This window comes from Streptomyces sp. AA4 (genome assembly GCF_000158875.1).
Classification (GTDB): domain Bacteria; phylum Actinomycetota; class Actinomycetes; order Mycobacteriales; family Pseudonocardiaceae; genus Amycolatopsis.
The window spans coordinates 4,875,213-4,900,805 of the sequence record NZ_GG657746.1; the positions used below are offsets into that span (position 1 = coordinate 4,875,213).

23 protein-coding genes are annotated in these 25,593 nt (G+C 70.2%); 12 read left to right on the plus strand and 11 right to left on the minus strand.

Translation table 11 applies throughout. The annotated features are described in order from the left end of the window. Positions 1–27: 27 nt before the first annotated feature. Together SSMG_RS22350 and SSMG_RS22355 are read right to left on the minus strand one after the other, a co-directional pair. Positions 28–696, minus strand: a complete 669-nt coding sequence (locus SSMG_RS22350) for a response regulator (RefSeq protein WP_009079647.1) — start codon at positions 694–696, stop codon at positions 28–30. Further along, entirely contained in the window at positions 693–2,297 is a 1,605-nt protein-coding gene (locus tag SSMG_RS22355) for a sensor histidine kinase (protein ID WP_037717715.1), read from the minus strand. The genes SSMG_RS22350 and SSMG_RS22355 overlap by 4 nt, the downstream gene beginning before the upstream one ends. A 164-nt stretch (positions 2,298–2,461) precedes the next feature. Between SSMG_RS22355 and SSMG_RS22360 the strand changes: the two genes are divergently transcribed. Beyond that, positions 2,462–3,805, plus strand: coding sequence for a cation:dicarboxylate symporter family transporter (locus tag SSMG_RS22360; protein ID WP_037714504.1), 1,344 nt, complete (start codon positions 2,462–2,464; stop codon positions 3,803–3,805). A gap of 111 nt (positions 3,806–3,916) precedes the next feature. Here the strand turns inward: SSMG_RS22360 and SSMG_RS22365 are convergent, their stop codons facing one another. Next, complete coding sequence (locus SSMG_RS22365; protein WP_009079653.1) at positions 3,917–4,318, minus strand: helix-turn-helix domain-containing protein; 402 nt, start codon at positions 4,316–4,318, stop codon at positions 3,917–3,919. 116 nt (positions 4,319–4,434) lie between these two features. Between SSMG_RS22365 and SSMG_RS22370 the strand changes: the two genes are divergently transcribed. Further along, a complete protein-coding gene (locus SSMG_RS22370; RefSeq protein ID WP_037717718.1) occupies positions 4,435–5,871 on the plus strand; it encodes an MFS transporter in 1,437 nt (478 codons plus the stop codon). Here SSMG_RS22370 and SSMG_RS22375 read toward each other — a convergent pair whose 3' ends face one another. Continuing rightward, positions 5,872–6,336, minus strand: a complete 465-nt coding sequence (locus SSMG_RS22375; protein ID WP_009079657.1) for an SRPBCC family protein — start codon at positions 6,334–6,336, stop codon at positions 5,872–5,874. It lies immediately after the preceding gene. A gap of 115 nt (positions 6,337–6,451) precedes the next feature. On the opposite strand from SSMG_RS22375, the gene SSMG_RS22380 reads away from it, so the two are divergent. Then, entirely contained in the window at positions 6,452–7,072 is a 621-nt protein-coding gene (locus tag SSMG_RS22380; protein WP_009079659.1) for a fibronectin type III domain-containing protein, read from the plus strand. Between the two features lie 73 nt (positions 7,073–7,145). Here SSMG_RS22380 and uvrA read toward each other — a convergent pair whose 3' ends face one another. Then, the gene (gene uvrA / locus SSMG_RS22385) at positions 7,146–10,007 is read right to left on the minus strand and encodes an excinuclease ABC subunit UvrA (RefSeq protein ID WP_009079664.1); all 2,862 of its coding nucleotides are present in this window, start codon (positions 10,005–10,007) and stop codon (positions 7,146–7,148) included. Positions 10,008–10,346: 339 nt separating this feature from the next. Between uvrA and SSMG_RS42520 the strand changes: the two genes are divergently transcribed. Then, positions 10,347–11,054, plus strand: a complete 708-nt coding sequence (locus tag SSMG_RS42520; RefSeq protein ID WP_050788252.1) for a hypothetical protein — start codon at positions 10,347–10,349, stop codon at positions 11,052–11,054. On the opposite strand, the gene SSMG_RS43680 is transcribed toward SSMG_RS42520, so the two are convergent. Both SSMG_RS43680 and SSMG_RS22395 read right to left on the minus strand, forming a co-directional pair. Further along, on the minus strand, positions 11,038–11,226 hold the full coding sequence (locus SSMG_RS43680; RefSeq protein ID WP_009079666.1) for a DUF1963 domain-containing protein: 189 nt from the start codon (positions 11,224–11,226) through the stop codon (positions 11,038–11,040). The two genes, SSMG_RS42520 and SSMG_RS43680, sit on opposite strands and share 17 nt — an antisense overlap. 297 nt (positions 11,227–11,523) lie before the next feature. Continuing rightward, entirely contained in the window at positions 11,524–12,354 is an 831-nt protein-coding gene (locus SSMG_RS22395) for a YwqG family protein (protein ID WP_009079668.1), read from the minus strand. Positions 12,355–12,432: 78 nt separating this feature from the next. Between SSMG_RS22395 and SSMG_RS22400 the strand changes: the two genes are divergently transcribed. Beyond that, positions 12,433–13,110 carry an MBL fold metallo-hydrolase gene (locus tag SSMG_RS22400; protein ID WP_037717723.1) on the plus strand — a complete coding sequence of 226 codons (678 nt, stop codon included), beginning with the start codon at positions 12,433–12,435 and terminating at the stop codon, positions 13,108–13,110. A 66-nt stretch (positions 13,111–13,176) separates the two neighbouring features. Here the strand turns inward: SSMG_RS22400 and SSMG_RS22405 are convergent, their stop codons facing one another. Continuing rightward, a complete protein-coding gene (locus SSMG_RS22405) occupies positions 13,177–14,298 on the minus strand; it encodes a hypothetical protein (protein WP_009079671.1) in 1,122 nt (373 codons plus the stop codon). Between the two features lie 160 nt (positions 14,299–14,458). On the opposite strand from SSMG_RS22405, the gene SSMG_RS22410 reads away from it, so the two are divergent. Next, the gene (locus SSMG_RS22410) at positions 14,459–15,100 is read left to right on the plus strand and encodes a hypothetical protein (protein WP_009079673.1); all 642 of its coding nucleotides are present in this window, start codon (positions 14,459–14,461) and stop codon (positions 15,098–15,100) included. Positions 15,101–15,109: 9 nt separating this feature from the next. Here SSMG_RS22410 and SSMG_RS22415 read toward each other — a convergent pair whose 3' ends face one another. Next, complete coding sequence (locus tag SSMG_RS22415) at positions 15,110–15,895, minus strand: DUF1684 domain-containing protein (RefSeq protein WP_037714509.1); 786 nt, start codon at positions 15,893–15,895, stop codon at positions 15,110–15,112. Between the two features lie 91 nt (positions 15,896–15,986). Between SSMG_RS22415 and rnhA the strand changes: the two genes are divergently transcribed. The 4 genes from rnhA (at position 15,987) to SSMG_RS22435 (ending at position 20,449) form a co-directional block, all read left to right on the plus strand. Further along, on the plus strand, positions 15,987–16,466 hold the full coding sequence (gene rnhA, locus SSMG_RS22420) for a ribonuclease HI (RefSeq protein WP_009079675.1): 480 nt from the start codon (positions 15,987–15,989) through the stop codon (positions 16,464–16,466). Positions 16,467–16,936: 470 nt separating this feature from the next. Further along, positions 16,937–17,287 (plus strand): DUF1801 domain-containing protein, encoded by a 351-nt coding sequence (locus SSMG_RS22425; RefSeq protein ID WP_009079677.1) that lies wholly within the window; start codon positions 16,937–16,939, stop codon positions 17,285–17,287. Further along, a complete protein-coding gene (locus SSMG_RS22430) occupies positions 17,284–17,661 on the plus strand; it encodes a YchJ family protein (protein WP_037714512.1) in 378 nt (125 codons plus the stop codon). Before SSMG_RS22425 ends, SSMG_RS22430 begins: the two co-directional genes overlap by 4 nt. Before the next feature lie 148 nt (positions 17,662–17,809). Further along, complete coding sequence (locus tag SSMG_RS22435; RefSeq protein ID WP_050788253.1) at positions 17,810–20,449, plus strand: exo-beta-D-glucosaminidase; 2,640 nt, start codon at positions 17,810–17,812, stop codon at positions 20,447–20,449. Between the two features lie 43 nt (positions 20,450–20,492). Here SSMG_RS22435 and SSMG_RS22440 read toward each other — a convergent pair whose 3' ends face one another. Next, entirely contained in the window at positions 20,493–21,905 is a 1,413-nt protein-coding gene (locus SSMG_RS22440) for a carboxylesterase/lipase family protein (RefSeq protein WP_009079683.1), read from the minus strand. Positions 21,906–22,068: 163 nt separating this feature from the next. On the opposite strand from SSMG_RS22440, the gene SSMG_RS22445 reads away from it, so the two are divergent. Further along, entirely contained in the window at positions 22,069–23,946 is a 1,878-nt protein-coding gene (locus SSMG_RS22445; RefSeq protein WP_009079685.1) for a Na+/H+ antiporter, read from the plus strand. Positions 23,947–23,968: 22 nt separating this feature from the next. Further along, entirely contained in the window at positions 23,969–24,655 is a 687-nt protein-coding gene (locus SSMG_RS22450; protein ID WP_009079687.1) for a histidine phosphatase family protein, read from the plus strand. On the opposite strand, the gene SSMG_RS22455 is transcribed toward SSMG_RS22450, so the two are convergent. Then, positions 24,652–25,401, minus strand: coding sequence for an ABC transporter permease (locus SSMG_RS22455; protein WP_009079689.1), 750 nt, complete (start codon positions 25,399–25,401; stop codon positions 24,652–24,654). The two genes, SSMG_RS22450 and SSMG_RS22455, sit on opposite strands and share 4 nt — an antisense overlap. Positions 25,402–25,593: the final 192 nt, after the last annotated feature.

Consider the following 25,593-nt stretch of genomic DNA (forward strand, 5'->3'; position numbering starts at 1 on the left):
CGAAGCGCTGACGGTGCCGGTCAGCGCTCAGCCAGGCTTCAGCCGGTACCAGACCTCCGGCCGCCCGACCTGCCCGTATCGCGGTTCTCGCTGGGCCAATCCGTTGTCCGCCAAGTACTCCAGGTATCGCCGCGCGGTGACCCGGGACGCCCCGATCGCGCTGGCCGCGGTACCGGCGGACAGGCCTTCGCCGGCGCCGGCGAGCGCGTCGGTGATCGCGTCCAGCGTCTCCGCGCTCATGCCCTTCGGCAGCGGCGCGGCCTCGGTGGTGCGCAGCGTGCCGAGCGCGCGATCGATCTCCGCTTGCCCGGTGACCTCGCCGGACGCCTCGCGGAACGACGCGTAACGCTCCAGCTTGTCCCGCAGCGACGCGAAGGTGAACGGCTTGAGCAGGTACTGCACGACCCCGACCGAGACCGCCGCCTTGACCAGCGCGAGGTCGCGCGCGGACGTCACCGCGATGACGTCGATCGGCAGCCCGGCCGCGCGCAGCGACCGGCAGACCGCGAGGCCGTGCGTGTCCGGCAGGTAGAAGTCCAGCAGGACGAGGTCGACGGGTTCGCGCTCGCAGAACCGCAGCGCCTCGCCGCCGGAATGCACCACCCCGGCGACGACGAATCCCGGCAGCCGCTCGACGTACAGCCGATGCGCCTCGGCCGCCACCGGCTCGTCTTCCACCACCAGCACGCGGATCACGCCGAAACCTCCTGCCTTGGCAGCCGCACGGTGAACACCGCGCCGCCGTCGCGTCCGACGTCAATGGTGCCGCCGTAACGCCGGACGGCCTGCACCACCAACGCCAGCCCGAGACCGTGCTCGTCCCCGGCCTTCGTCGACCAGCCCCGGCGGAACATCTCCCCCACCGCTTCCTCCGGCACGCCCGGGCCGTTGTCCGCGACGCGCAGCAGCAGACCGTCCTCTTCGGACCGGGCGGTGACGACCACCGACGGCCGCGCGACGGATTCCCGCACCACCGCGTCGATTCCGTTGTCGATGAGGTTGCCGAGAATCGTCACCAGATCCCGTCCGGCGACGCCAGGACCGAGGTCGTCGATCATCGTGTCCGGCGTGATGGTGAGCTCCACGCCGCGTTCGCTCGCCTCCGCGGCCTTGCCGAGCAGCAACGCGGCCAGCACCGGTTCGGCGACCGCCGTCATCACGCGGTCGGTGAGTTCCTGCGCCAGCGCGAGTTCGGCGGTCGCGAACTCCACGGCGTCCTCGGGACGGCCCAGCTCCACCAGCGACACGACCGTGTGCAGCCGGTTCGCGGCTTCGTGCGCCTGCGAACGCAACGCTTCGGCGAGGCTGCGCGCGGTGGTCAGCTCGCCGGTCAGCGTCTGGAGTTCGGTGTGGTCGCGCAGGATCACCACGGTGCCCTGCGCGCGACCGCCGGAGCTGACGAGCGTCGTGCTCACGACCAGCACCCGCGAGTCGGTCAGGTGCAGTTCTTCAGTGCGGTTTTCCGGCGCGGTGAAGGCCGCCGCCAGTTCGGGCGACAACCCCAGATCGGCGAGCGACTGCCCGACCGGGTCGCCGCTCAGCCCGAGGAGCATGCGGGCGCCGTCGTTGCACAGCCCGACCCGGCCGTCGCGGTCCACCAGCAGCACGCCCTCGCGGACCGAATGCAGCACCGCTTCGTGGTACTCGAACAGATTGCTCAGCTCGGCCGGCGCGATGCCGCGCGTCTGCCGCTTCAGCCGCGCGCTCACGAGCCAGCCCCCGCAGGCGCCCACTAGCAATACTGCCGCCGCGACGCCGAGCAGCGGCCAGACGCGCTCCTGCACCTCAGCCGAAATCGCCGCGATCGTGATGCCCACCGCGACGAGCGCGACCACCCGATGGTTCGCGTCGAACACCGGCACCACCACGCGCACCGACGGGCCGAGCGAACCGGTGTAGGTCTCCGACACGACGCCGCCTTGCTGCGCCGCTTCGATGTGCCCGAGGAACCGCTGGCCGATCAACGCCGGATTCGGGTGCGTGTAACGGATTCCCCGCGGCGACATGATCGTCACGAAGTCCACGCGCGTGTCCGCGAGCACCCGCTGCGCGTACGGCTGCAGCGTCGCGGTCGGATCGGCACTCGCCGCGGCGCGCGCGACGTCCGGCGCGTCGGCGATCGAACGGGCCACCGCGAGCGACTGCTCCCCGGCCCGGTCGGTCGTCGTGCGGCGGGCGTCGAGATAGGCGATAGTGATGCCGCCGGAGACCAGCACGAGCAGGATCGCCAGCTGCAGCACCAGCAGCTGCCGGGCCAGGCTCCAGCGGCTCGTCCGGATCCGAGGTGTCGGGGGCACCCGCTCATACCAGCACACGCGCGGGTCCGGCGGCACTCCGGCGCCGCTGCCGGGAAGTCCACACCGGACTCCTCCCGCCGCGAACTCAATGAACACAACGGTGACGCCGGTCATATCGCCCCGCATAGTGACCCGCGTTCCCCCCCACCGAGCTGGAGGCAACGGTGCCTACACCGACCCCCGAAGCGGCCGCGCCCAAGCGCGACCGCACGCGTTACCTGTACCTGGCCGTGATCGCCGCCGTCGTGCTCGGCGTCGCGGTCGGGCTGCTCTGGCCGTCCGTCGGCAAGAGCCTCGCCCCGCTGGGCACCGGCTTCGTCAACCTGATCAAGATGATGATCTCCCCGATCATCTTCTGCACCATCGTGCTGGGCATCGGCTCGGTCGCGAAGGCGGCGAAGGTCGGCAAGGTCGGCGTCACCGCGCTGGTCTACTTCATCGTGATGTCGACGTTCGCGCTCGCGATCGGGCTCGTCGTCGGCAACCTGCTGCACCCGGGCACCGGCCTGCACCTCAACCCGGCCGACGTGTCGAAGGTGCACCAGCAGGCCAAGGGCGAGGGCGGCGTCGACTTCCTGCTCGGCATCATCCCGAAGACCTTCGTGTCCGCGTTCACCGAGGGCCAGGTGCTGCAGACGCTGCTCGTGGCGCTGCTGGCCGGGTTCGCGCTGCAGAAGCTCGGCAAGCGCGGCGAGCCGATCCTGCGCGGCATCGAGCACCTCCAGCGGCTCGTGTTCCGCATCCTGTCGATGATCATGTGGGCCGCCCCGGTGGGCGCGTTCGGCGCGATCGCCGCGGTGGTCGGCGCGACCGGCTGGGGCGCGCTGCGCAGCCTGCTGGTGATCATGCTCGGCTTCTACCTGACCTGCCTGGTGTTCGTGTTCGGCGTCCTCGGCGCGGTGCTGTGGCTCGGCGCGCGGGTCAACATCTTCAGCCTGCTGCGGTATCTCGGCCGCGAGTTCCTGCTGATCCTCTCGACGTCCTCCTCGGAATCCGCGCTGCCGCGGCTGATCGCGAAGATGGAGCACCTCGGGGTCAGCAAGCCGGTCGTCGGCATCACGGTGCCCACCGGGTACTCGTTCAACCTCGACGGCACCGCGATCTACCTGACGATGGCGACGCTGTTCATCGCCACCGCACAGGACCAGCCTCTCGCGCTCGGCGAGCAGATCACGTTGCTGCTGTTCATGATCATCGCGTCGAAGGGCGCGGCGGGCGTGAGCGGCGCCGGCATCGCGACGCTGGCCAGCGGCCTGCAGTCGCACCGCCCGGAACTCGTCGACGGCGTCGGCTTCATCCTCGGCATCGACCGCTTCATGTCCGAGGCCCGAGCCCTGACGAACTTCGCCGGCAACGCGGTCGCGACCGTCCTCATCGGATCGTGGATGAAGGAATTCGACCGGGAACGCTCGCGGCAGGTGTTCACCGGCCAGGCGCCGTTCGACGAGGCCACCCTGCTCGACGACACACCGGCCGAGCCCGCTCAGCCAGTCCCGGCGAACGCCTGAGACCCAGTCCGGGCCCGGGTCCCTTCCCTCCGGGCGCGGACTGTTTCGGCGCCGCGGCCGTGCGCGTCCCCCGTGCGCACGGCTGCGGCGCCTTTCCATTTTCAGTCCATTTCAGCAAGCACTGCGACCGTCGTAGCCCTGCCGCGAAACCGCGATCGCCTCGCGGTGCCGTTCCGCCCAGTCGACCAGCCCGGACAGCGAGTCGTACAGCTCGCGCGCCATTTCGGTGGCCTCGTACTCGACCCGCGGCGGGACCGTCGGGTAGACCGTGCGCTTGAGCAGGCCGTCGCGTTCGAGGTTCCGCAGGGTGAGCGTGAGCATGCGGCGGCTGATCCCCTGCACCGAGCGTTCGAGTTCGGTGAACCGCACCGGACCGCGCGTCGCCTCCAGCAGGATGCCGATCACCCATTTCCCGCTGATCCGGTTCACGACCTCCATCACCGTGCACACCGCGAATTTCGCCGGGTCGAAGTCCGTGGCCTCGTCGGTCACAGCGATGTTCCCCTGGGACATGAAAGTGCCTCCTTCCGCGATCCTCCATGGTCACACATGATGGGCACTGTTACAAGAGATGCCCTGGCTTCGACCAGCGGAAACTCTCCCCTGTGCCGGTTATGGAGGACCTTGTCATGCCCGAAACCGCTCGGCATCGCGGTGCGGCGCTCGCCGTGCTGTCCGCCGCCTCGCTGATGGTGGTGCTCGACAGCTCGATCGTCGCGGTCGCCCTGCCGGTGATCCAGACCGACCTGGGCTTCAGCGCGCCCGGGCTGGCCTGGGTGGTCAACGCCTACCTCGTCGCGTTCGGCGGCCTGCTCCTGCTGTCCGGCCGCCTCGGCGACCTGGTCGGCCGGCGGCGGGTGTTCCTCATCGGTCTCGTCGTCTTCACCGCCGCTTCGTTCGCCGCCGGTCTCTCGCCGAACGCCACCACGCTGGTCGTCGCGCGCTTCATCCAAGGCGTCGGCGGGGCCCTGACGTCAGCGGTCGTCTTGGGCATGATCGTGACGCTCTATCCCGAGCCGCGCGCCCGCGTCCGCGCGATCGGCGTTTACAGCTTCACGCAAGCCGCGGGCGCGTCGATCGGCCTGGTCGCGGGCGGCGCGCTCACCCAAGGCCTGGACTGGCACTGGACCTTCTACATCAACCTGCCCATCGGCGTCGCCGCGCTCGTCCTGACTCCGATGGTCGTCGCCTCCGATCGCGGGCTCGGCCTGCGCACCGGCATCGACGTCCTGGGCGCACTTCTGGTCACCGCCGGAGTGATGCTGCTGGTGCTGGGGATCGTGCAAGCAGGCGACGCCGGCTGGACCTTCCTGACCGTCGGCACGCTCGTCCTGGCGGTCGTCCTGCTCGTGCTGTTCCTGGTGCGCCAGGCCCGGACGCGAACTCCGTTGCTGCCACTGCGATTGCTCCGGGTGCGCGCGATCAGCGGCGCCAACCTGACCATGGTGGTGATGGTCGCCGGGTTCCTGGGATTCCAGTTCGTCACCGCGCTGTACCTGCAGCAGGTGCTCGGTTTCGACGCTCTCACCACGGGTTTCGCCTTCGTCCCGACCCCGGTCGTGATCGCCGCTTTCTCGCTCGGCCTGGCCGATTGGCTGAACACCCGCTTTTCCCCGCGCGCGGTCCTGGTCTCCGGGTTGCTGACGACGTCGGTCGCTTTCCTTTACCTGACCCAAGTCCAGACCTCCGGCGGCTACGCGTCGCACGTGCTGCCGTCGCTGATCCTGATGGGCGCCGGAGCGGGAATGGCGATCCCGGCGCTGATGGGGTTGGCGATGTCCGCCGCGACGCCCGCCGACTCCGGCGTGACGTCCGGCTTGATCACCACCACGCAGCAGGTCGGCGGAGCGCTGGGCACGGCCGTGCTGGCCACCGCCGCCGCGATCCGGACGGCCGAGATGCTGAGCGCGGGCGCTCCGGAGAAGGAGGCTCTGGCGTCCGGCTTCCGGGTGGCCTACGGATTCAGCGCCGGGCTGACCGCGCTCGCCGCGATCCTCGCCGCGGTGCTCCTGGGCCGCCGAGCCGCCGCCGCTCCGGCCGCCGCGGCCGAACCGGTCGCGCGCTAGTCACCTCGAGGCCGCGAGGTAACCGGCCAGCCCGTGGTGGCCCCGCCGCATCATCCACGCGTGATTGGCGCGGAAGAACGGCCGGGCCACCGCGTCCAGCCTGCGCAGCAACGGTTTCCGCACCTGGACGCGCTGCGTGATCTCCAGCCGGGAGCCCCCGGTCTCAGCGTGGATCGCCCCGGCGAGCACCCCGTCGAGGTCCCCGCTCAGCCGGACGCGCACCCGCAGCCCCGCCGCGTCCTGCTGCTCCCGGTGCATCGCGACGACGAGCCGGTACGGCAGCCGGGACCGGCAGACGATCTGGGCGGTGTCGTCGTCGACCTGGCGCACCGACCGGACGTCCGGCCACCACCGCGGGTACGACTCGAGGTCGACGATCGCGTCGAACACCCGCCCGGGGACGGTCGGCAGCCACCATTCGCTGCGGAACGCGTATTCGGCGTCCCTCTTGTTCTCGAGGACCACAGTCGCCCCTCCCTCTCCCGGTCAGCGGAACGCGCGCTTGTCGATCTTGACCGCCGTTTCCTAGGCTGGCCACTCCTTGGGTACGCCGCCGCCTGAACCTTCGAGGAGGCCTGCCGTGCCGATCATCGCGCGAACCGCCCTGGCCGCGCTGCTGGCCGCGACGCTCGCCGGCTGCGGGTCCTCCCCGCCCGCACCCGCCTTCACCGCGACCCTCACCTCTCCCACGAACGTCGTCCTGCACTGGCCTGCCGACCCGGCCGCGGCGGGCTACCTCCTCGAGTACGCCAACGCCGCCGACGGCCCGTGGACCGCGCTGCAGTACCTCCCGCGCGGTCAGACTTCTTATACCCACCCGAACCTGATCCCGGAAACGCCGTTCTACTACCGAATCCGCTCTTTCGCAGGTCCAGTGTCGGCGACCGTCACGCCGGGCAGCGCGTCTCCTTCCGAGGCCGCTGTCCCGCCGTCCGCCCCGGCCAATCTCACCGCGACGCCCGCTGCAGACCAGAGCGTGCACTTCGCCTGGACCGACCGGTCCGCCGACGAAGCCGGTTTCCTCCTGGAAATCCGCCGCCCCGGCACGCCGGATTTCGCCCCGGTCGAGGTGACCGACCCCGACACGACGCGCTGCGCGCTGTCCCTCCTGCCCGGCGAACAAGGTTCGGCTTTCCGGGTCCGCGCCCTGTCCTACGGCCCGCTCTCCCCTGTCGTCGAACGCACCACGGGCAAGGACTGACCCGCCCTCCGCGCAGCGAAAAGCCGCCCGGCGCGGAGACCGGACGGCTCTTGCTGGCTCGGGTTCGAGCGGGTCAGGCCGGGTTGAGCACCTGTGTGAGGAACTCGCCGGTGTAGCTGCCTTCGGTGGCCGCGACCTGTTCGGGCGTTCCCTCGGCGACCACCATGCCGCCGCCGGAGCCGCCTTCCGGGCCCATGTCGATGATCCAGTCGGACGTCTTGATCACGTCGAGGTTGTGCTCGATCACGATCACCGTGTTGCCCTTGTCCACCAGGCCGTTGATCACGCCGATCAACTTGCTGATGTCTTCGAAGTGCAGCCCGGTGGTCGGCTCGTCGAGGATGTAGACGGTCTTGCCGGTGGAGCGCTTCTGCAGTTCGCTCGCCAGCTTCACGCGCTGCGCCTCGCCGCCGGACAGGGTCGGGGCGGGCTGGCCCAGGCGGACGTAGCCGAGGCCGACGTCGACGAGGGTCTGCAGGTGCCGGTGGATCGCCTTGATCGGCTCGAAGAACTCGGCCGCCTCCTCGATCGGCATGTCCAGCACGTCGGACACCGTCTTGCCCTTGTAGTGCACCTCGAGCGTCTCCCGGTTGTACCGGGCGCCCTTGCACACCTCGCACGGGACGTAGACGTCGGGCAGGAAGTTCATCTCGATCTTGATCGTGCCGTCGCCGGCGCACGCCTCGCAGCGGCCGCCCTTGACGTTGAACGAGAAGCGGCCCTGCTGGTACCCGCGGACCTTCGCCTCGGTGGTGGCCGCGAACAGCTTGCGCACGTGGTCCCACACGCCGGTGTAGGTGGCCGGGTTGGAGCGCGGCGTGCGGCCGATCGGCGACTGGTCGACGCGCACCAGCTTGTCGACGTTGCCGAGGCCGTTGACCCGGGTGTGGCGGCCCGGGACCTGGCGCGCGCCGTTCAGCTTGTTCGCCAGCACCTGCGCGAGGATGTCGTTGACCAGCGTCGACTTGCCCGACCCGGACACGCCGGTGACCGACACGAGGCAGCCGAGCGGGAACGACACGTCGATGCCGCGCAGGTTGTGCTCGCGCGCGCCCACTACGGTGAGCTGCCGCTTCTTGTCGACCGGCCGCCGGATCGCCGGCACCTCGATCCGCCGCCGCCCGGACAGGTACGCCCCGGTGATCGAATCCTTGTTCTTCAGGATCTTCTTGTACGGGCCGCTGTGCACGATGTGCCCGCCGTGCTCGCCCGCGCCCGGGCCGATGTCGACCACCCAGTCGCTGGCCCGGATGGTGTCCTCGTCGTGCTCGACCACGATCAGCGTGTTGCCGAGGTTGCGCAGCCGGGTCAGCGTCTCGATCAGCCGGTGGTTGTCGCGCTGGTGCAGGCCGATCGACGGCTCGTCCAGCACGTACAGCACGCCCACCAGGCCGGAGCCGATCTGCGTCGCCAGCCGGATGCGCTGCGCCTCGCCGCCGGACAGCGTGCCGGACGCGCGGTCGAGCGACAGGTAGGTGAGGCCGACGTCGAGCAGGAAGCGCAGGCGCGCCTGGATCTCCTTCAGCACCGCGCCCGCGATCATCGCCTCGCGCGGGCCGAGCACCAGCTCGTCGAGGAATTCCGACGCCTCCGCGATGGACAGCGCGCAGACCTCGGCGATCGACCGGTCGCCCTGCGTCGCGTGCTCCAGCGTGACCGCGAGGATCTCCGGCTTGAGCCGCGTGCCCTGGCACGCCGGGCACGGCACCTCGCGCATGTAGCCCTCGTACCGCTCGCGCATGTACTCCGAGTCGGTCTGCTCGAGGCGCCGCTCCAGGAACGGGATGACGCCCTCGAAGGCCGCGTAGTACGAGCGCTGCCTGCCGTACCGGTTGCGGTAGCGGACGTGCACCTGCTCGTCGACGCCGTGCAGCACCGCCTTCTGCACGCGGGCGGGCAGCCGCCGCCACGGCGTGTCCATGCGGAACCCGACCGCCTCCGACAGCGATTCCAGCAGCCGCAGGAAGTAGTCGGCGCTCTGCCCGCCCGCCCACGGCGCGATGGCCCCCTCGGCGAGCGACAGCTCGTCGTCCGGCACCACCAGTTCCGGGTCGACCTCCTTGCGGATGCCGATGCCGGTGCACTCGGGGCACGCGCCGTAGGGCGAGTTGAAGGAGAACGACCGGGGTTCGAGGTCCTCGATCGCCAGCGGGTGGCCGTTGGGGCAGGCCAGGTTCTCGGAGAAGCCGCGCACGCGGTGCGGGTCGTTCTCGTCGAGGTCGACGAATTCCAGCTCGACCAGGCCGTCGGCCAGCCGCAGCGCCGTCTCCACCGAGTCGGTGAGCCGCTGGCGCGCGCTGGTCTTGACCGCGAGCCGGTCGATCACCACGCCGATCTGGTGCTTTTCCTGCTTCTTCAGCTTCGGCGGGTCGGTGAGCGGGTGCACCGTGCCGTCGACGACCACGCGCGCGTAGCCCTGCTGCTGCAGGTTCTGGAACAGGTCGAGGTACTCGCCCTTGCGCCCGCGCACGACCGGCGCGAGCACCTGGAACCGGGTGCCCTCGGTCATCTCCAGCACCTGGTCGACGATCTGCTGCGGCGTCTGCTTGCTGATCGCCTCGCCGCACTTGGGGCAGTGCGCCTTGCCGGCGCGGGCGTAGAGCAGCCGCAGGTAGTCGTAGACCTCGGTGATGGTGCCGACGGTCGACCGCGGGTTGCGCGAGGTCGACTTCTGGTCGATCGACACCGCGGGCGAGAGGCCCTCGATGAAGTCGACGTCCGGCTTGTCCATCTGCCCGAGGAACTGCCGCGCGTACGCCGACAGCGACTCCACGTACCGCCGCTGTCCCTCGGCGAAGATCGTGTCGAAGGCCAGGCTCGACTTGCCCGACCCGGACAGGCCGGTGAACACGATCATGCTGTCGCGGGGCAGATCGAGATCCACGCCGCGGAGGTTGTGCTCGCGCGCTCCGCGAACAACGAGGCGATCAGCCACGCCTTCGTTCCTTCCGTCGTTCTGCTCGGTGGCCCGCCGGGAGATCCGGTGCCGGCGGACGTGCCCAGGGTAGGGACGACCACCGACAAAAACCGGACCGCACGTGTTCTGCCTGGGCTTTTCCGCTCTCCGGGGACCGGGGGAAGCGGCCCGCGGCGGGGTCGCCGGACGCTGTCGGAGGCCCCGCGCGGCAGAGCGGATGCGCGGGCTGGCCCGGTTCCACGATACAGGTCGGCGAAGGCCGCCCGGCCCGGGTGCACGCCCCCGGGAACCGGCGCGGAGCCCGGCCTTCCGCCGGGTTTCGCGGAAACTGTCGGTCCCTGCCGATACGTTCGCGGGGTGGCGAGCGACGAAGCCGGAGCGGTGCGGATCTACGCGGCGGGGAAAGGCGGCGACAGCCCAGGACCGGGCGGCTGGGCCGCGCTGCTGGCCTACGGCGGCCATCGGAAAACCCTCACCGGCGGGGCGGCGGAGACGACCGCCGCCCGCATGGCGCTGACCGCGGCGGCGGAAGCGCTCGAAAGCCTGAAAAGGCCCGTCCGCGTGCGGCTTTGCAGCGAGCATCTCCGCACCGCGCTGGACGCCCCGGGATGCGACGACCTCCTCTCCCGGCTCCGCGCCTGCGCCGACCGCCACCAGATCGCCTGGCAGACGGCCGACGACCCGGATGCCCGCACCCAGCTCGCCGAACTGGCCGACCTCGCGGCCGCGGCGCGCCCCACCGGACGACCGCCCGCGCTGCCGGAGGACGACGAGTGCCGCCACGGCATGACGGAGGCCTACTGCGCCGACTGCCGCCAGCTCGACGCGGGAGTGCTGCCCACCGGCTACCGCACGGCGGGCGGCAGCGCCTACCACAACGACGCCGACTGCTACTGGCTGCGCAGGGGCCAGCAGCGGTCGGAGCGGATGGGCCGCAACACGCACGAGATCGTCCGGATCGCCTGGGCGTCGGTGATCCCCGGCGAACTCGCGCCGTGCGAGCACTGCTGCACGCCGGAGTGGCTGCGCTGGCATCGGCGCGGGCGTCTCACCCGCTCTGCATGACGCACCGGACCCGGTCGAAGCGGCCCACGGCGAGGTCGTCCGCACGGATCAGCCAGTGCAGGACACCGACGCCGCCCCAGGCGAGGCCTGTGTCGCCGTCGCTGCCGATCCAGCGCAACGCGGGCGGACAGCCGACCCCGCTCGAACCGGCCCACCGCAACGTCGTCCTCACGGATCAACCAATGCACGACACCGACGCCGCCCCGGGCGAGACCCGAGTCGCCGTCGCTGCCGATCCAGCGCAACGCGGGCGGACAGCCGACCCCGCTCGAACCGGCCCACGGCGACGTCGTCCTCGCCGATCAACCAATGCACGACGCCCACGTCGCTCCAGGCGAGGCTCGCGTCGCCACGGCTTCGATCTACGAGCAACGCCCAGCGCAACGCGGGCCGACGGCCGAGAACCCGGCCGCCCGTACCCAGCCTGCCCCACCGGGCAAGTGGCCGGACCGGAATACGCGCAGCCGCCTCACCCGCTCTGCATGACGCACCGGACCCGGTCGAACCGTCCCTCGGCGAGATCGTCCTCACGGATCAGCCAGTACAAGACACCGACATCACCCCAGGAGAGGCCCGCGTCACCGTCGCTGTCGATCTGCGCGAGCAAGACCCAGCGCAGCGCTTCGTCGGCGAGGTCCGATTCGGACGCGTCGTCGGGCAGCACCGCCGCCGCGACCTCGTCCTCCGGCGGGCCCTGGATCGGCCAGGAGCAGCCGCCGATCTGGTGGTACGGCGCGGCCGACGATTCCCGGAGCCGGTCGAAGAACTCCTCGGACCAGTTCGCCGGGTCGGAGAGCGGAAGCCCGTCTCGGGCGAGCGTGCGGCGCAGCACCTCCTGCTCCGAACCCGGGAAGGTGCCGGCGATTTCCGCGGACACGTCCAGCCGCGGATAGACCTCGACGCCCTCCGGCGCGGCCCGTTCCGCGGTCTCGGCTCCGGCCGGAACGACCACGACCCCGCCGAGCGAGGTGAGATCGACCGGCCCTTCTGCCTCGAACCAGTCGTCGCAGTAGAAGAACAGCAACGAACCCGACGCGGGCAGCTCGATCCCGCCGGGCACCCGGGGCAGCGCCGCGCAGTCGACCGAGGCGACGAAGTTCATCGGCAGCTCGCCGCGCCAGACCGGCCATTCCACGTCCGCGGGCAGCGCGGGATTGCCGCCGAGGCAGCCGACGCGCACGCCGTTCCCGCCGGTGTTCAGCCGCGCCGCGGGCCGGAACACGGTTTCCCACGCCTCGGCGACGTCCGGCGGAAGGTTGTCCCGCGCCAGCTTGGCGAGCGGGTCGATCCAAGAGGTCATGAGAAGATCTTGACAGCAGGCGCCGACAGAAACGGCCGCGTGGCCGACGCGCGGGTGATCCGGCTACGGTGGGGACTCGTGAACATCGCCGACACGTACACCGGACACGTCGAACCGGGCGGCGACGCCGCCCGCCGGACGCTGGACGGCCTCACCATCACCAAGCTCTCCGTTGGCCCGATGGACAACAACGCGTACCTGCTCGTGTGCCGCGAGGAGAACGAAGCGCTGCTGATCGACGCGGCCAACGACCCGGAACGCATCTCGGACCTGATCGGCCACGGGCCCGACCGTCCCGCGCTGCGCACCGTCGTGACGACCCACCAGCACGCCGACCACTGGCAGGCGCTGGGCGCGGTGGCCGGAGCGAACGGCGCGAACACCGCGGCGCACCCGCTGGACGCGGAACCGCTGCCGATCCCCCCGGACTTCCTGGTCGAGCACGGAGACACCCTGAAGGTCGGCGCGGTGACGCTGGAGGTGATCCACCTGCGCGGCCACACGCCCGGGTCGATCGCGCTCCTGTACCGGGACCCGAACGGACGCCCGCACTTGTTCACCGGGGATTCGCTGTTCCCGGGCGGGGTCGGGAAGACCTCGTCGCCGGAGGACTTCACGTCGCTGCTGGACGACGTGGAGAAGCGGATCTTCGACGAACTGCCGGACGACACGTGGTTCTACCCGGGGCACGGCGACGATTCGACGCTGGGCGAGCAGCGTCCGCACCTGAAGGAGTGGCGCGAACGCGGCTGGTGACCTAGCCGGGTTCGGAAACGGGGCTGTCTCCCAGAGGCGGCCCCGTTCGCAGTCGTCCTGACCGAGTCACCGCCGGCGGCGGAACAACCCCCGGCGTTTCGGCGGGCCCAGCACATCCGCGATCCCGCGCAGGAAAGCGTCCTCGTCCACCGGCATGTCCTCCTGCCGAGGCACGTACCCGCTCGCCAGCCACTCCCCCAGCAGTGCCGTCCGCCCGTCGCCCCCTCCGTCGTTCGCCAGGGTGAAGAACCGGCAGACGGACGAGCCGGCGGGGAGCACGATCGCGGCGAAATACGACTCGGCGGGTCCGATCGCTCCGGCGAAGGTGACCGACAACAGGTGGTGCCCGTCGATTTCCGTCAGCCGGCCGTGCGGGACGTCCAGCGGGCGGCGCTGCTCGGCCGGCAGGTAGGCGCCGATGTCCGCCCAGCCTTTCGCCAGGAATTCGTTGGGATTCTGGTTTCCCTCCTGCATCGAGGAAAGCAGGAGGGCGCCGTAGTCCAGGGCGGCCGTTCCCAGCATCCGGGTCACGAAAACGAAATTGTGCGGATCGGGCGGCACCGACGGGTCGTCGACCAGCGGGCCTTCCGTCGCGTCGGCGGCGACCTCGGCGGACGGGCGGAACCGGATCTCGTCGCCCTGCTGAACCGTCAGCTGGGTCATTTCCCCGGCACGCCACAGGTAAACGTGCGGCGACAGCTCGCGCGGGCCTTCGACGAACAGTTCGGCCGCACGTTCGGCAATCCCGGTGAGCGTGCCGTACGAACCCTCTGCCTGCGGGAAGAACAGCAAATGATGGTCGGTGGGAATGGCGCACACCAAGCCGCCGGGCGGCACCTCTTTTCCGGTCAGTTTCCGGTACAGCTGATCGAAAACGAGCACCTGGCTGGCAATGGACCCGGATTCCCCGGAAAGCAGATGGAAGGCGCCGCCGTCGGCGATGTGCACGATTTCGTGCCGTTCGACCGGCAACGCGGCCAGATTCCGTTCCGCCTGCTCCAGCGGGGTGCCGGGGGCATCGTCGAGCGAGCGGGTCAGGGACTCGCCGTCCACCTCCGCGCCCGCCGGCACCTCGAACGTCAGCACGGCATACAGGCCGGGCGCGAATTCCGGCGTCGTGGCGTCGCCGGGGGCCAGGAATTCCGCCGGGACGAGCCGGAGGGTCAACTCGCCGTGCGCCGCTGTCATCCGCCCTGCTTTCCGTGCGATTCGTCCCGGTCGACCGGGATGCTACGGAAGATCCCCGGCTTCGGGAGGGGAATTTCGCCGACGTCGCCCGCGAAGTATTGCCCGGAGAGGCGATACCCGGTACGACACCTCGAGGTCAACTTCGGAGCGGGGAGACGGCATGACAAGTCAGGTGTGGTCGCGGCGGACGCTGCTCGGCGGCGCGGCGCTCTTCGTGGCCGGCTGCGCGGCGAACCAGGGCGCCCGGGCGGCCGCCGCCCCGCTGCCGGGCGCGCGGGTGATGATCATCCGGCACGGCGAGAAACCGGCCGGTTCGGGCGGACCGCAGGGCATCGACGCGAACGGCAACGCCGACTCGCATTCGCTGACCGTCCGGGGCTGGACCCGGGCGGGCGCGCTCGTCGAGCTGTTCGCCCCGTCGACCGGCGCGCTGCGCGACGGGCTGGCCCGGCCGACAGCCGTCTACGCCGCGGGCGGAAACGGCGGCGAGGGCACCCGGCCGCGCGAAACCGTCACGCCGCTGGCCGAACGGCTCGGCAAAAGCCTCGTCACGACCTACGCCGAGGGCAGCGAATCCCAGCTCGCCGCCGAGGTTTCGCGCCGCGCCGAGCCGACGCTGATCAGCTGGCAGCACGAGGAAATCCCGGCGCTGGCCGCCGCGTTCGGCGCGACCGCGCCGAAAAAGTGGCCGGACGACCGGTTCGACGTCGTCTGGGTGCTGACCCCGGTCGGGTCCGGCTGGGCACTCGCTCAAGTGCCGCAGCTGCTCCTGGCCGGGGACACCGCCGAGCCGATCACGTGACCGCCGACGTCACTGCCTCTCGTAAGGAATCTTCTCCCCCGCCTCCACCGCGAACGGCAGGTGATTCCCCTCCGGCGGCAACGGGCAGGTAGCGAAGTCCGTGAACGCGCACGGCAGATTCACCGCCCGGTTGAAGTCCAGCGTCACGGTCCCGTCCTCAGCAGCCTCCGCGACCGGCAGGGAACGGTTGGCCGCATAAGTGGTCACGCCGCTGGTCGCGTCAGTGAAGAGAATGCTGTACCCGCCGGTCTTGCCATTGAACGCAGTCAGCGTGTGCTCGACTCCGTCGCGTTCGAAGACGACCCGGCCCGGCGCCGTGTAGACATGCGACAGTCCTTCCACGACCGCACCCACCGTCGTCGGCCGCGGTTCGTCGAACGGCTCGAACCGGCCGGTCAGGACCCACGCCGGGTCGGGTTCGTACGCGGGAACCCCGTGGAAGTCGTGCAGCACCGGGGCTTTCGGGTCGTGCACGCGGATCAAGTAGCCCGACCGGCGCGCGATCTCGATCTCCACCGCACCAGCCGTGACCCGGGTGCCCGCGCCGCTGTTCACCAGCTCGAAGCGGTGGACGTCGGTCAGCAAAGTGCCTTCGTGCCGCAACTCCCCGCCGTCCGGATCGACATACGCGGCTTCGGCGTCCTGCCACCAGCGGCCGGGCAGACCGGGGTAGGTGCGGGGCTCGTTCTCGAGCCAGTCGAGCGACACCAGCGCCAGCCAGCCGTACGGATCGGCCAGCGTCTTTTCCCGCTCCGCCTTCCAGTCCTGCCACGCCTGCGCGAACTCCACTGCCATGTCCGGGCCCCTTCCGTCCGTGTGCAGGGCACAACACCGTCCCCGGCATGGCATTCCGGCTCCCAGCCCGTGGGAACGATAAGGTCGCCGGGTGGCGGAGCAGACGGAAGAAGCGGTGGAGATCTACACCGACGGCGCGTGCAGCGGCAACCCCGGCCCGGGCGGCTGGGGCGCGCTGCTGCGGTACGGCAAGCACGAGCGCGAGCTGTACGGCGCCGAGGACACCGTCACCACCAACAACCGCATGGAGCTGATGGCCCCGATCCGCGCGCTGGAGAGCCTCACCCGCGCGTCCGTGGTGCGGATCTACACCGACAGCACGTACGTCCGCAACGGCATCCTCCAGTGGATGCCGCGCTGGAAGAAGAACGGCTGGCAGACGCAGGCGAAGCAGCCGGTCAAGAACGCCGACCTCTGGCAGCGCCTCGACACCGCCTGCCGGCAGCACGAGGTCGAATGGCTGTGGGTCAAGGGCCACGCCGGGCTGCCGGAGAACGAGCGCGCGGACAAGCTCGCGGTCAAGGGATCGCAGGAAGCCGCCGCGGCCGGGGTGCGCCGGGCTCGCGGCTGAGCCGTGCGGAGCGGATCCCGGACTTGGCCTTACTGGTTCGAAGAGGTTCCGCGAACCGAGACCGCCGTGCGGCTTCACCAGACAGCGACGGCGCATCCGGAGTTTGTCCTCTGGCGAACGTCGTCGACAGCGTCCTCGCCTGCGAGGGTGAGCCCGCCTGGCCGGGCTGACCTCGATGCACGACTGGTCGTCGGGGCTCGTCCGGTCCCGGCCGAGCCGCCGATCGCGGCCGTGGTCGTGCGCTCGCCTTCGTCGGGCGAGGGGTTCCGGCGGGGGCTTGTCGAGCTTTGGTCCCTGACCGGCCACGACGACCGGATTCGCCGGTCCGGCGAAGTTGCCGTGCCGCTCTTCTCGCAGTTCATGATGGAGAAGTTCAGCGTCGAACCCCGTCCGACAAAAAAATTCGTCTTGACAATTCAAATGATCGGTTGGCAAGCTCGGCAGCACCAAGAACGCCGAGAGGACCGGCTATGCCGAAGTTCCCGACCGTCGCCGAGTACGTCGCCGCTCAGCCCGAAGCGCTCCGCGACGTCTACGCCACCCTCCTGCCCGTCCTCGACGACGCGATGCCCGCCCCGGCCGTGCTGTACCACGGCGCGCCCACCTGGAAAGCAGGCAAGAACCCGGTCTGCCTCGCGAAGGCCTACAGCTCGTACGTGACCCTCGCGTTCTGGCGCGGCCAGCTGTTCGACGGCGACCTCGAACCCAGCGCCCGCGAGATGGCGCACGTGAAGCTGCGCAGTGCCGAAGACGTGGACGCCAAGCAGATCACCGCCTGGGTGCGGCAGGCGCTCGCGTTGGAGACAGAATCAGCGGCGTGACGAATCCCTGCCCGTGCGGGCTGCCCGAGCCCTACGCCGACTGCTGCGGCCGGTTCCACCGCGGCGAACAGAACGCCCCGACGGCCGAGCGGCTGATGCGGTCCCGCTACTGCGCGTTCGCCGTCGGCGAGCCCGAATACCTGCTCGACACCTGGCATCCGGACACCCGCCCGAAGCGGCTGCGCCTCGATCCCGCCCAGGAGTGGACCCGGCTGGAGATCCTCGGCCGGACCGGCGGCTCGCTGCTGCAGAACGAGGGCACCGTCGAGTTCCGCGCGCACTACCGCTACCAGGGCCGCGACGACGCCCAGCACGAGAACAGCCGGTTCGTCCGCGAGGGCGGGCGCTGGTACTACGCCGGCGAGGAACTCTAGGGGAAAATCGGGCGAAAAGACCCCGCCGAGGTCTGTTCCCGGACGCTCCGGGCGGCTACCATCACCGGCAATCGTTAAGGAACTTTACTAACAATCGCCGCCGCCAGGAGCCCGAGGAGGACCGCTCGTGACCCCACGCCGGCCAAGAATGCCCGGACGGCTGTTAGCAGTCGCCGCCCTGACCGCCGCGCTGATCCCCGGCGTCGCCGGGGCCGCTTCGGCCGGGCCGGAGCCCGGTCAGGCCGCGATCCCCGGCTATCTGATCCAGTCCTCGGCCAAGGTGCCCGACGACGCCTCGGTGTCGAAGCCCGGCTTCGACGCGAAGGGCTGGTACCCGGTCGGCTCGCAGTCGACGGTCTACGCCGGGCTGCTCGCCAACGGCCGCTACTCCGACCCGTTCTACTCCACGAACATGAAGAACGTGCCCGCCGCGGACTTCAAGGTCCCGTGGTGGTACCGCGCCGACATCAAGGTCGCCGACCCCTCGCAGCGCACCTACCTCGACGTCAGCGGCGTGCTGTCGAAGGCCGACGTCTGGGTCAACGGCACGCGCGTCGCGACCAAGGACGAGGTCAACGGCCCCTACACCCGCCACGACCTCGACGTGACCAAGCAGGTGCACGAGGGCGTCAACAGCGTCGCGTTCAAGGTCTACCCGAACGACCCGAACAACGACCTTTCGATGGGCTGGATCGACTGGGCGCAGACCCCGCCGGACCAGAACATGGGGCTCGCCCGCGAGATCGTCGTCCGGCACAGCGGGCCGGTCGCGCTCCGCGGCGCGCACGTCGTCACGAAGCTGAACGTGCCCGCGCTCGACCACGCCGGCCTCACCGCGAAGGCCGACGTCCGCAACGACTCCGACGCGCCGGTCCGGGCCACGGTGTCCGGCACCGTCGCGGGCAAAGCGGTGAGCCAGGACGTTTCCCTTGCCGCGCACGAGAAGAAGACCGTCTCGTTCCCGGTGATCGGCGTCGACAAGCCGCAGGTCTGGTGGCCGGCCGGCATGGGCGGCCAGCCGATGCAGCAGCTGGACCTGACCGCGACCGTCGGCGGGACCACTTCCGACGCGAGCCACTCCAGCTTCGGCATCCGCGACGTCAAGGCCCCGCTCAACTCCAGCGGCGGACGGCAGTACCTCGTCAACGGCAAGCCGCTGATGATCAAGGGCGGCGGCTGGTCCCCCGACCTGCTGCTGCGCTGGGACGCGGGCCGGGCGGCGGACAAGCTCGCCTACGTCAAGAACCTCGGCCTCAACACGGTGCGCCTCGAAGGCCACATCGAACCCGACGCGTTCTTCGACCTCGCGGACCGGATGGGCGTGCTGACCATGCCCGGCTGGGAATGCTGCGACAAGTGGGAAGGCCAGGTCAACGGCGACGAGAAGGGCGAGCCGTGGACCGAGGCGGACTACCCGGTCGCCAAGGCGTCGATGACCGCCGAGGCCGAGCGGCTGCGCGACCACCCGAGCGTGCTGTCCTTCCACATCGGCAGCGACTTCGCGCCCGACGCGCGGATCGAAAAGGGCTACCTCGACGCGCTGTCGGCGGCGGACTGGCCCGCGGCGGTGATCTCCGCGGCCTCGGCCAAGGCGTCGCCGAAGCTCGGCCCGTCCGGGATGAAGATGAACGGCCCGTACGACTACGTCCCGCCGAACTACTGGTACGACAAGGCGCACAAGGACGCGGGCGGCGCGTGGAACTTCAACTCCGAGACCAGCGCCGGGCCGGACATCCCGACGATGGACACGCTCAAGCGGATGATGACGCCCGCCGAACTGGAGACGCTCTGGAAGAACCCGGCCGCGCCGCAGTACCACCGCTCCGAGTCGGAGACCTTCGCCGACCTGAAGATCTTCGGCGACGCGCTGGCCGGCCGCTACGGCAAGCCGGCGAGCCTGGACGATTTCGTCCGCAAGGCGCAGCTGGCGCAATACGAGAACGTCCGCGCGGAGTTCGAATCGCACTCCCGCAACTTCACCGACGCGAAGGACCCGTCGACCGGGCTCATCTACTGGATGCTCAACAGCGGCTGGACGTCGCTGCACTGGCAGCTGTTCGACGCATACCTCGACCAGAACGGCTCCTACTTCGGGGCCAAGAAGGCAAACGAGCCGCTGCACATCCAGTACTCGTACGACACCAAGTCGGCTGAGGTGGTCAACTCCACCACGAAGAAGGCGTCCGGCCTGACCGCCACCGTCGAGCTGTTCAACACCGACGGCACGAAGAAGTTCTCGAAGACCAAGACGGACCTGTCGGTCAACGGCGGCGGCGCGCACGCGAAGGCGCTCGACATCGGTTCGGTCAGCGGGCTTTCCTCGACCTACCTGGCGAAGCTGGTGCTCACCGATTCGGCGGGCAAGGAGGTCAGCCGCAACGTGTACTGGCTGTCCACGAAGGACGACAAGCTGAACTGGAGCAAGTCGAGCTGGTACTACACGCCGACGTCGTCCTACGCGGACCTGTCCGGGCTCTCGAAGCTGGGCGCGGCGAAGGTGGGCGCCACGGCGACCTCCGCACCGGGTCCGGACGGCACCACCGTCACCACGGTGAAGCTCACCAACACCTCGTCGGGCAAGACCCCGGCGTTCATGGTGGACACCCACGTGGTCGACAGCGCGGGCGCGCCGGTGCTCCCGGTGACCTGGTCGGACAACCAGGTCAGCCTGTGGCCGGGCGAATCGGTGACGCTCACCGCCACCTACCGCACGGCCGACCTGCACGGTTCGGCCCCGTCGGTGCGGGTCGCGGGCTGGAACACCGGCACGCAGACCGTCCACGGCTAAGTGCCTCGTGAGCGGCAATGCCGGTTTTAACCGGCGTTGCCGCTCACGAGTCCCACAACCGCCGCTGCTCCGCGTCCGGATCGGACACGGTGGTGCTGACGTCGTCGAAAACCCGCGTCACGCGGTCCTCGGGCGTATACCGTTCCCAGCCCGGATCGCCGGTCGCCACGAACCGGACCCAGGTTTCGAACATCTCTTTCGCCATCGCCCGCAGCCGTTCCGGATCGGGGCGGGCGATGGCGAACAGGAAGCGCCAGTTGGGGTTGCCGACGTCGTCGAACACGAACGGCAGGTCCACCCCGTGCGCCGCGCCGAGGCCCCGCCCGCGCGGCGCGATCCGCCAGTCCAGCCGGTACATCCAGGCCGTCCCGCCCGCCGCGTGCTGGGTTTCGGCCAGCCGGATCGCCGGCAGCCACCAGTCCCCCGCCGTGCGGACGCGGTTCGCCAGCTGGTCCTCCGGCCAGCCCGGCAGCAGCTCCCGGTACGCCTCGGTCATTCGGGCGATGTCGTCCGGTGCGAGCATCGTCGAACCGCTGCCGAGCAGTTTCGCGCCGCCCGTTTGCAGCCAGGAGAACAGATCCTGCTCGTCGGCGGTCGTGCCGGCGAGGACGCGGACCTCGCGCGCCGCGCCGTCCGCAATCGCCGCGCCGGGCCGCCGCGGCAGGAGATCTCCGTCGACCACCACGCGATAAGGCACGAGAGTGCCGAGCTGAGCCGTAACCCGTTGCTGCGCGGTCAAAATCTCCGTGACCGGCGCCGCGCGCAGATCTGCGTCGCCCAGTTCGGCCAGCACCGCCTCGCCGACGGATTCCGCCTCCCCCGGGGTGTGCACGACGGACCCGACCCCGGTGCCACTCTGCACGATCGCCTGGCCGAACAGCCCGCGCGCGGCCGGGACCGCCAGCAACGTCCCCACCGTGCGGCCGCCGTTGGACTGTCCGGCGAGCGTGACGCGCCGCGGGTCGCCGCCGAACGCGGCCACGTTGTCGCGGACCCATTCCAGCGCCAGCACTTGGTCCCGCAGCGAGAGATTCCCGTCGGAAACCCCGGGCAGCCGGAGCATGCCGAGCACGCCTAGCCGGTATGCGACGGTCACGACGACCACACCGCGGCGGGCGTACGCGGACGCGTCGAACTGGTGCGGCGCGCCCATCACTCCGCCCCCGCCGTGGATCCACACCAGCACCGGGTACGAGCCGGGCGCTTCCGGCGCGTAGACGTTGACGTACAGGCAGTCCTCGTCGCCGACGAAGCGTTTCCCGGTCACGTCCGGCTGGGGAGCTTTGGCCGCGAACTCCGTCGCGTCGCGCACCCCGGACCAGGACGCCACCGGCACCGGCGCCCGGAACCGCAGTTCCCCCACCGGCGGTTCCGCGAACGGCACCCCCAGGAAAACCTCGGCTCCGTCCCGCACCTCGCCGCGGACGGCACCGGCCCGCGTCTCCACCGTCGTCACGAACCGCAGCCTACTGTGCCAATAGTTGCCGACCCGACCACAGCCACGGCCGAATGGCTTTCGTGGCAACGGTTACGTTCCGTGCAGGGGTCGGCCTGCTTTTGGCCGGATCGGCAACGCAGGCCCCCGCGCGTGCTCCGGGGCCGCAGGTGATGATTGTGCCGTGGAAATCGCAGCGGAATTGGTGGCGCTCGTCCTGACGGTCCTCCTGGTGACCGTCGTCGCGCGCCGGATGGACTGGTCGGCGCCGCTGTGCCTGGTCGCGGTCGGCGTCGGGGTGTCGTTCGTCCCCGGGGTGCCGCAGTACGAACTGGACCCGGAGATCGTCCTCATCGGACTGCTGCCGCCGTTGCTGTACTCGGCGTCGATCCAGACGTCGCTCGTCGCGTTCCGCAAGCTGCGCGGGCCGATCGCGCTGCTGTCGGTCGGGCTGGTGGTGTTCACCGCGTTCGGCGTCGGGCTGGTCGCCTGGCTGGTCGTGCCGGGATTGCCGCTGGCCGCCGGGATCGCGCTGGGCGCGGTCGTCGCGCCGCCGGACGCGGTGGCGGCGAGCGTCGTCGCACGGCGGGTCGGGATGCCGCGCAAACTCGTCCGGCTGCTGGAGGGCGAAAGCCTCTTCAACGACGCCGCCGCACTCGTCGCGCTGCGGACCGCGATCGCGGCGATCGCCGGCGCGGTCAGCCTGTGGCAGGTCGGTCTCGACTTCCTTCTCGCGGCCGCGGGCGGGATCGTCGTGGGCTTCCTCGTCGGGCTGATCGTGACCTACGTGCGCGCGAAGCTGGAGGACACGCTCACCGACACCGCGCTGTCGTTCGCGGTCCCCTTCGCGGCGTACCTGCTCGCGGAAGCGGTGCACGGATCCGGCGTGCTGGCCGTGGTCGTCACCGGGCTCATCCAGGGACACCAGACGCCGCGGATCCAGTCCGGGCCGTCGCGGCTGGCCAGCAGGCTGAACTGGGAGACCGTCCAGTTCCTCTTGGAGAACATGGTCTTCCTGCTGATCGGCCTGCAGGTCCGGGGAATCCTGCACGAGGTCGGCAAGAGCGGGCTGTCGCTGTGGCAGCTCGTCGGGATCTGCGCCGCGGTGCTCGCCGCGACGATCCTCACGCGGATGCTGTGGATGGTCGGGATCGGCGTGGTGAAACGCCTCCTGAACACCCTGGGCCTGGAACGCGGCAAGGTGTGGCCGTGGCGCTACTCGGCGGTGATCGCGTGGGCCGGGATGCGCGGCGTGGTCACGCTCGCCGCGGCCTTCGTGCTGCCCGCGGACACTCCGCAGCGCGCGGTGCTGGTGCTGGCCGCGGTTGTCGTCGTGGCCGGGACGCTCGTGGTGCAGGGCATGACGCTGCCGCCGCTGATCCGGCGGTTGCGGCTGCCGCGGCCGGATCCCGCGGAGGACGCGCTGCAGGAAGCCGCCGTGCTGCACGACATGACCCGCGCCGCGCTCGCGAAGCTGGACGAATTGCGGCGTCCGGAAGACCCGCCCGAGGTGATCGACCGGCTGCGCGACCGGTTGCAAGGCCGGTCGGACGCGGCGTGGGAACAGCTCGGCCGGCAGAGCACGCTCGCCGAAACCCCCAGCGACGCCTACCGTCGGCTACGCGTCCAGCTCTTGGAAGCCGAACGCGAAGTGTTCCTGAAGGCACGCGACCGGGGCACCGCCGACGACGCGGTGCTGCGGCGCGTGCTGGCCCGGCTCGACATCGAAGAATCCATGCTCGACCGCGACGAGGAGGAACCCCCGGTGGCCGAACGAGAACTCAGCACCCCCGCCGCCACGGCCGGGTCCTGCAAGCACCTCAGCCACGAATGGCCGGAGAAGGAGCCCAGCTCCCGGGACTCCTGCGCCGAATGCGTCGAGGCCGGGATGACCTGGGTGCACCTGCGCAAGTGCCTCAAGTGCGGGCACGTCGCCTGCTGCGATTCGTCGCCGGGCAAGCACGCCTCGCAGCACTTCCACGAAACCCTGCACCCGGTGATGCGCAGCTTCGAGCCGGGCGAGACGTGGCGATGGTGCTTCGTGGACAAGCAACTCGGTTGAGCCGACCGGTTAGGGTCGGGGCATGAGCACGCCCGAACAGGAAGTCGAGTACCGCCAGCACCGCTTCAGCCCGCCCGCGGGCGCCACCGAGATTTTCCTGGTGCGCCACGGGGAATCGATGCCGCAACGGCTCAGCGAGCCGTTCGACCTCGTCGACGGACAGGCCGACCCGGACCTCGCGCCGGAAGGCCGCGACCACGCCGTGCGCGTCGGCGAACGGCTGGCGTCCGAACGCATCGACGCGCTGTACGTGACCACGTTGCGGCGCACCGCGCAGACCGCGGCGCCACTGGCGGAAAAGCTCGGCCTCACCCCGTCCGTCGAGCCGGACCTGCGCGAAATCCACCTCGGCGAATGGGAAAACGGGCTGTTCCGCAAGCACACCGCGGAGGGGCATCCGCTGGCGCGGAAGCTGTGGGAAGAGCAGCGGTGGGACGTCCTGCCCGGCGCGGAGTCCGACGAAGCGTTCGGCCTGCGGATCCGGTCCGCCCTCACCCGCATCGCCGCGGCGCACCCGGATCAGCGCGTCGCGGTGTTCACCCACGGCGGCGTGATCGGCGAGGCGTTCGCGCAGGCGAGCCGCGCGCTGGAGCGGTTCGCCTTCCTGGGCGCGGACAACGGATCGATCTCGCACCTCGTCGTGCACGGCGACAACTGGCTGATCCGCGGCTTCAACGACCGCTCTCACCTGGCTGCGCCGCTCGGCTAGGCCGGCTCGTCGCGGCGGAGCAACCCCGCCGCGACGAGTTCCACCGTCACCAGCACCGCGATCGCCTCCGCGGCCAGCAACCCGATCAGCACCAGCACCTGGGTCGTCCCGGCCTGAAGCGGGCTCGCCCCGCCCAGCAGGACGCCGACGTACGCGCCCGGCAACGTCACCAGGCCGACCGTCCGCGTCTGGTCGAGCGCCGGGATCAACGCGTGCCCCGCCGACGGACGGCAGATCTCCAACGCGGCGTGCCTCGGCAGAAACCCCAGCGCGAGCGCGGCTTCGTACTCGCCGTGGCGTTGCTTGAGTTCGTCGAGCGCGCGGCGGGCGGCTTGCGAGGTCGCGGTCATCGAACCGCCGATCACGATCCCCGCGACCGGCACGATCGAAATCGGCTTCGCCGGGACCACCCCGGAACCCAGCACGAGCGCCAGCACCGGGAGCACGCCGGACGCCAGCGCCAGCGCGACCCACCCGATCCGCTTCGGCACCCCGATCCGGCTGGCGGACGTCGCGGCGGCGATGGAGAACATCGCGAGCACGAACAGGCCGGTCAGCCAGCCCGACCGCAGGATGACCGTGATGACCAGGGAGACGAGCGCGAGCTGCGCGACGGCGCGGACCGCGGCGACGAGCACCGCCCGCCCCTGCCCGAGCTGGCCGAACCGGACGACGGCCGCGCCCGCGAGCGTCAGCACCGCGAGCACGGCGATCAGCGCGGGCCCGAATCCGATCGCACCGTTCACGGGGATGATCCTGCCGCAGACCGGGATGCGGCGCGGTGAGCCCGGGGTGGCTCCCGCTCCCTCGCAGGTCCGTGAACGGTGCATATATATATATATATATATATATATATATATATATATATATATATATATATATATATATATATATATATATATATATATATATATATATATATATATATATATATATAT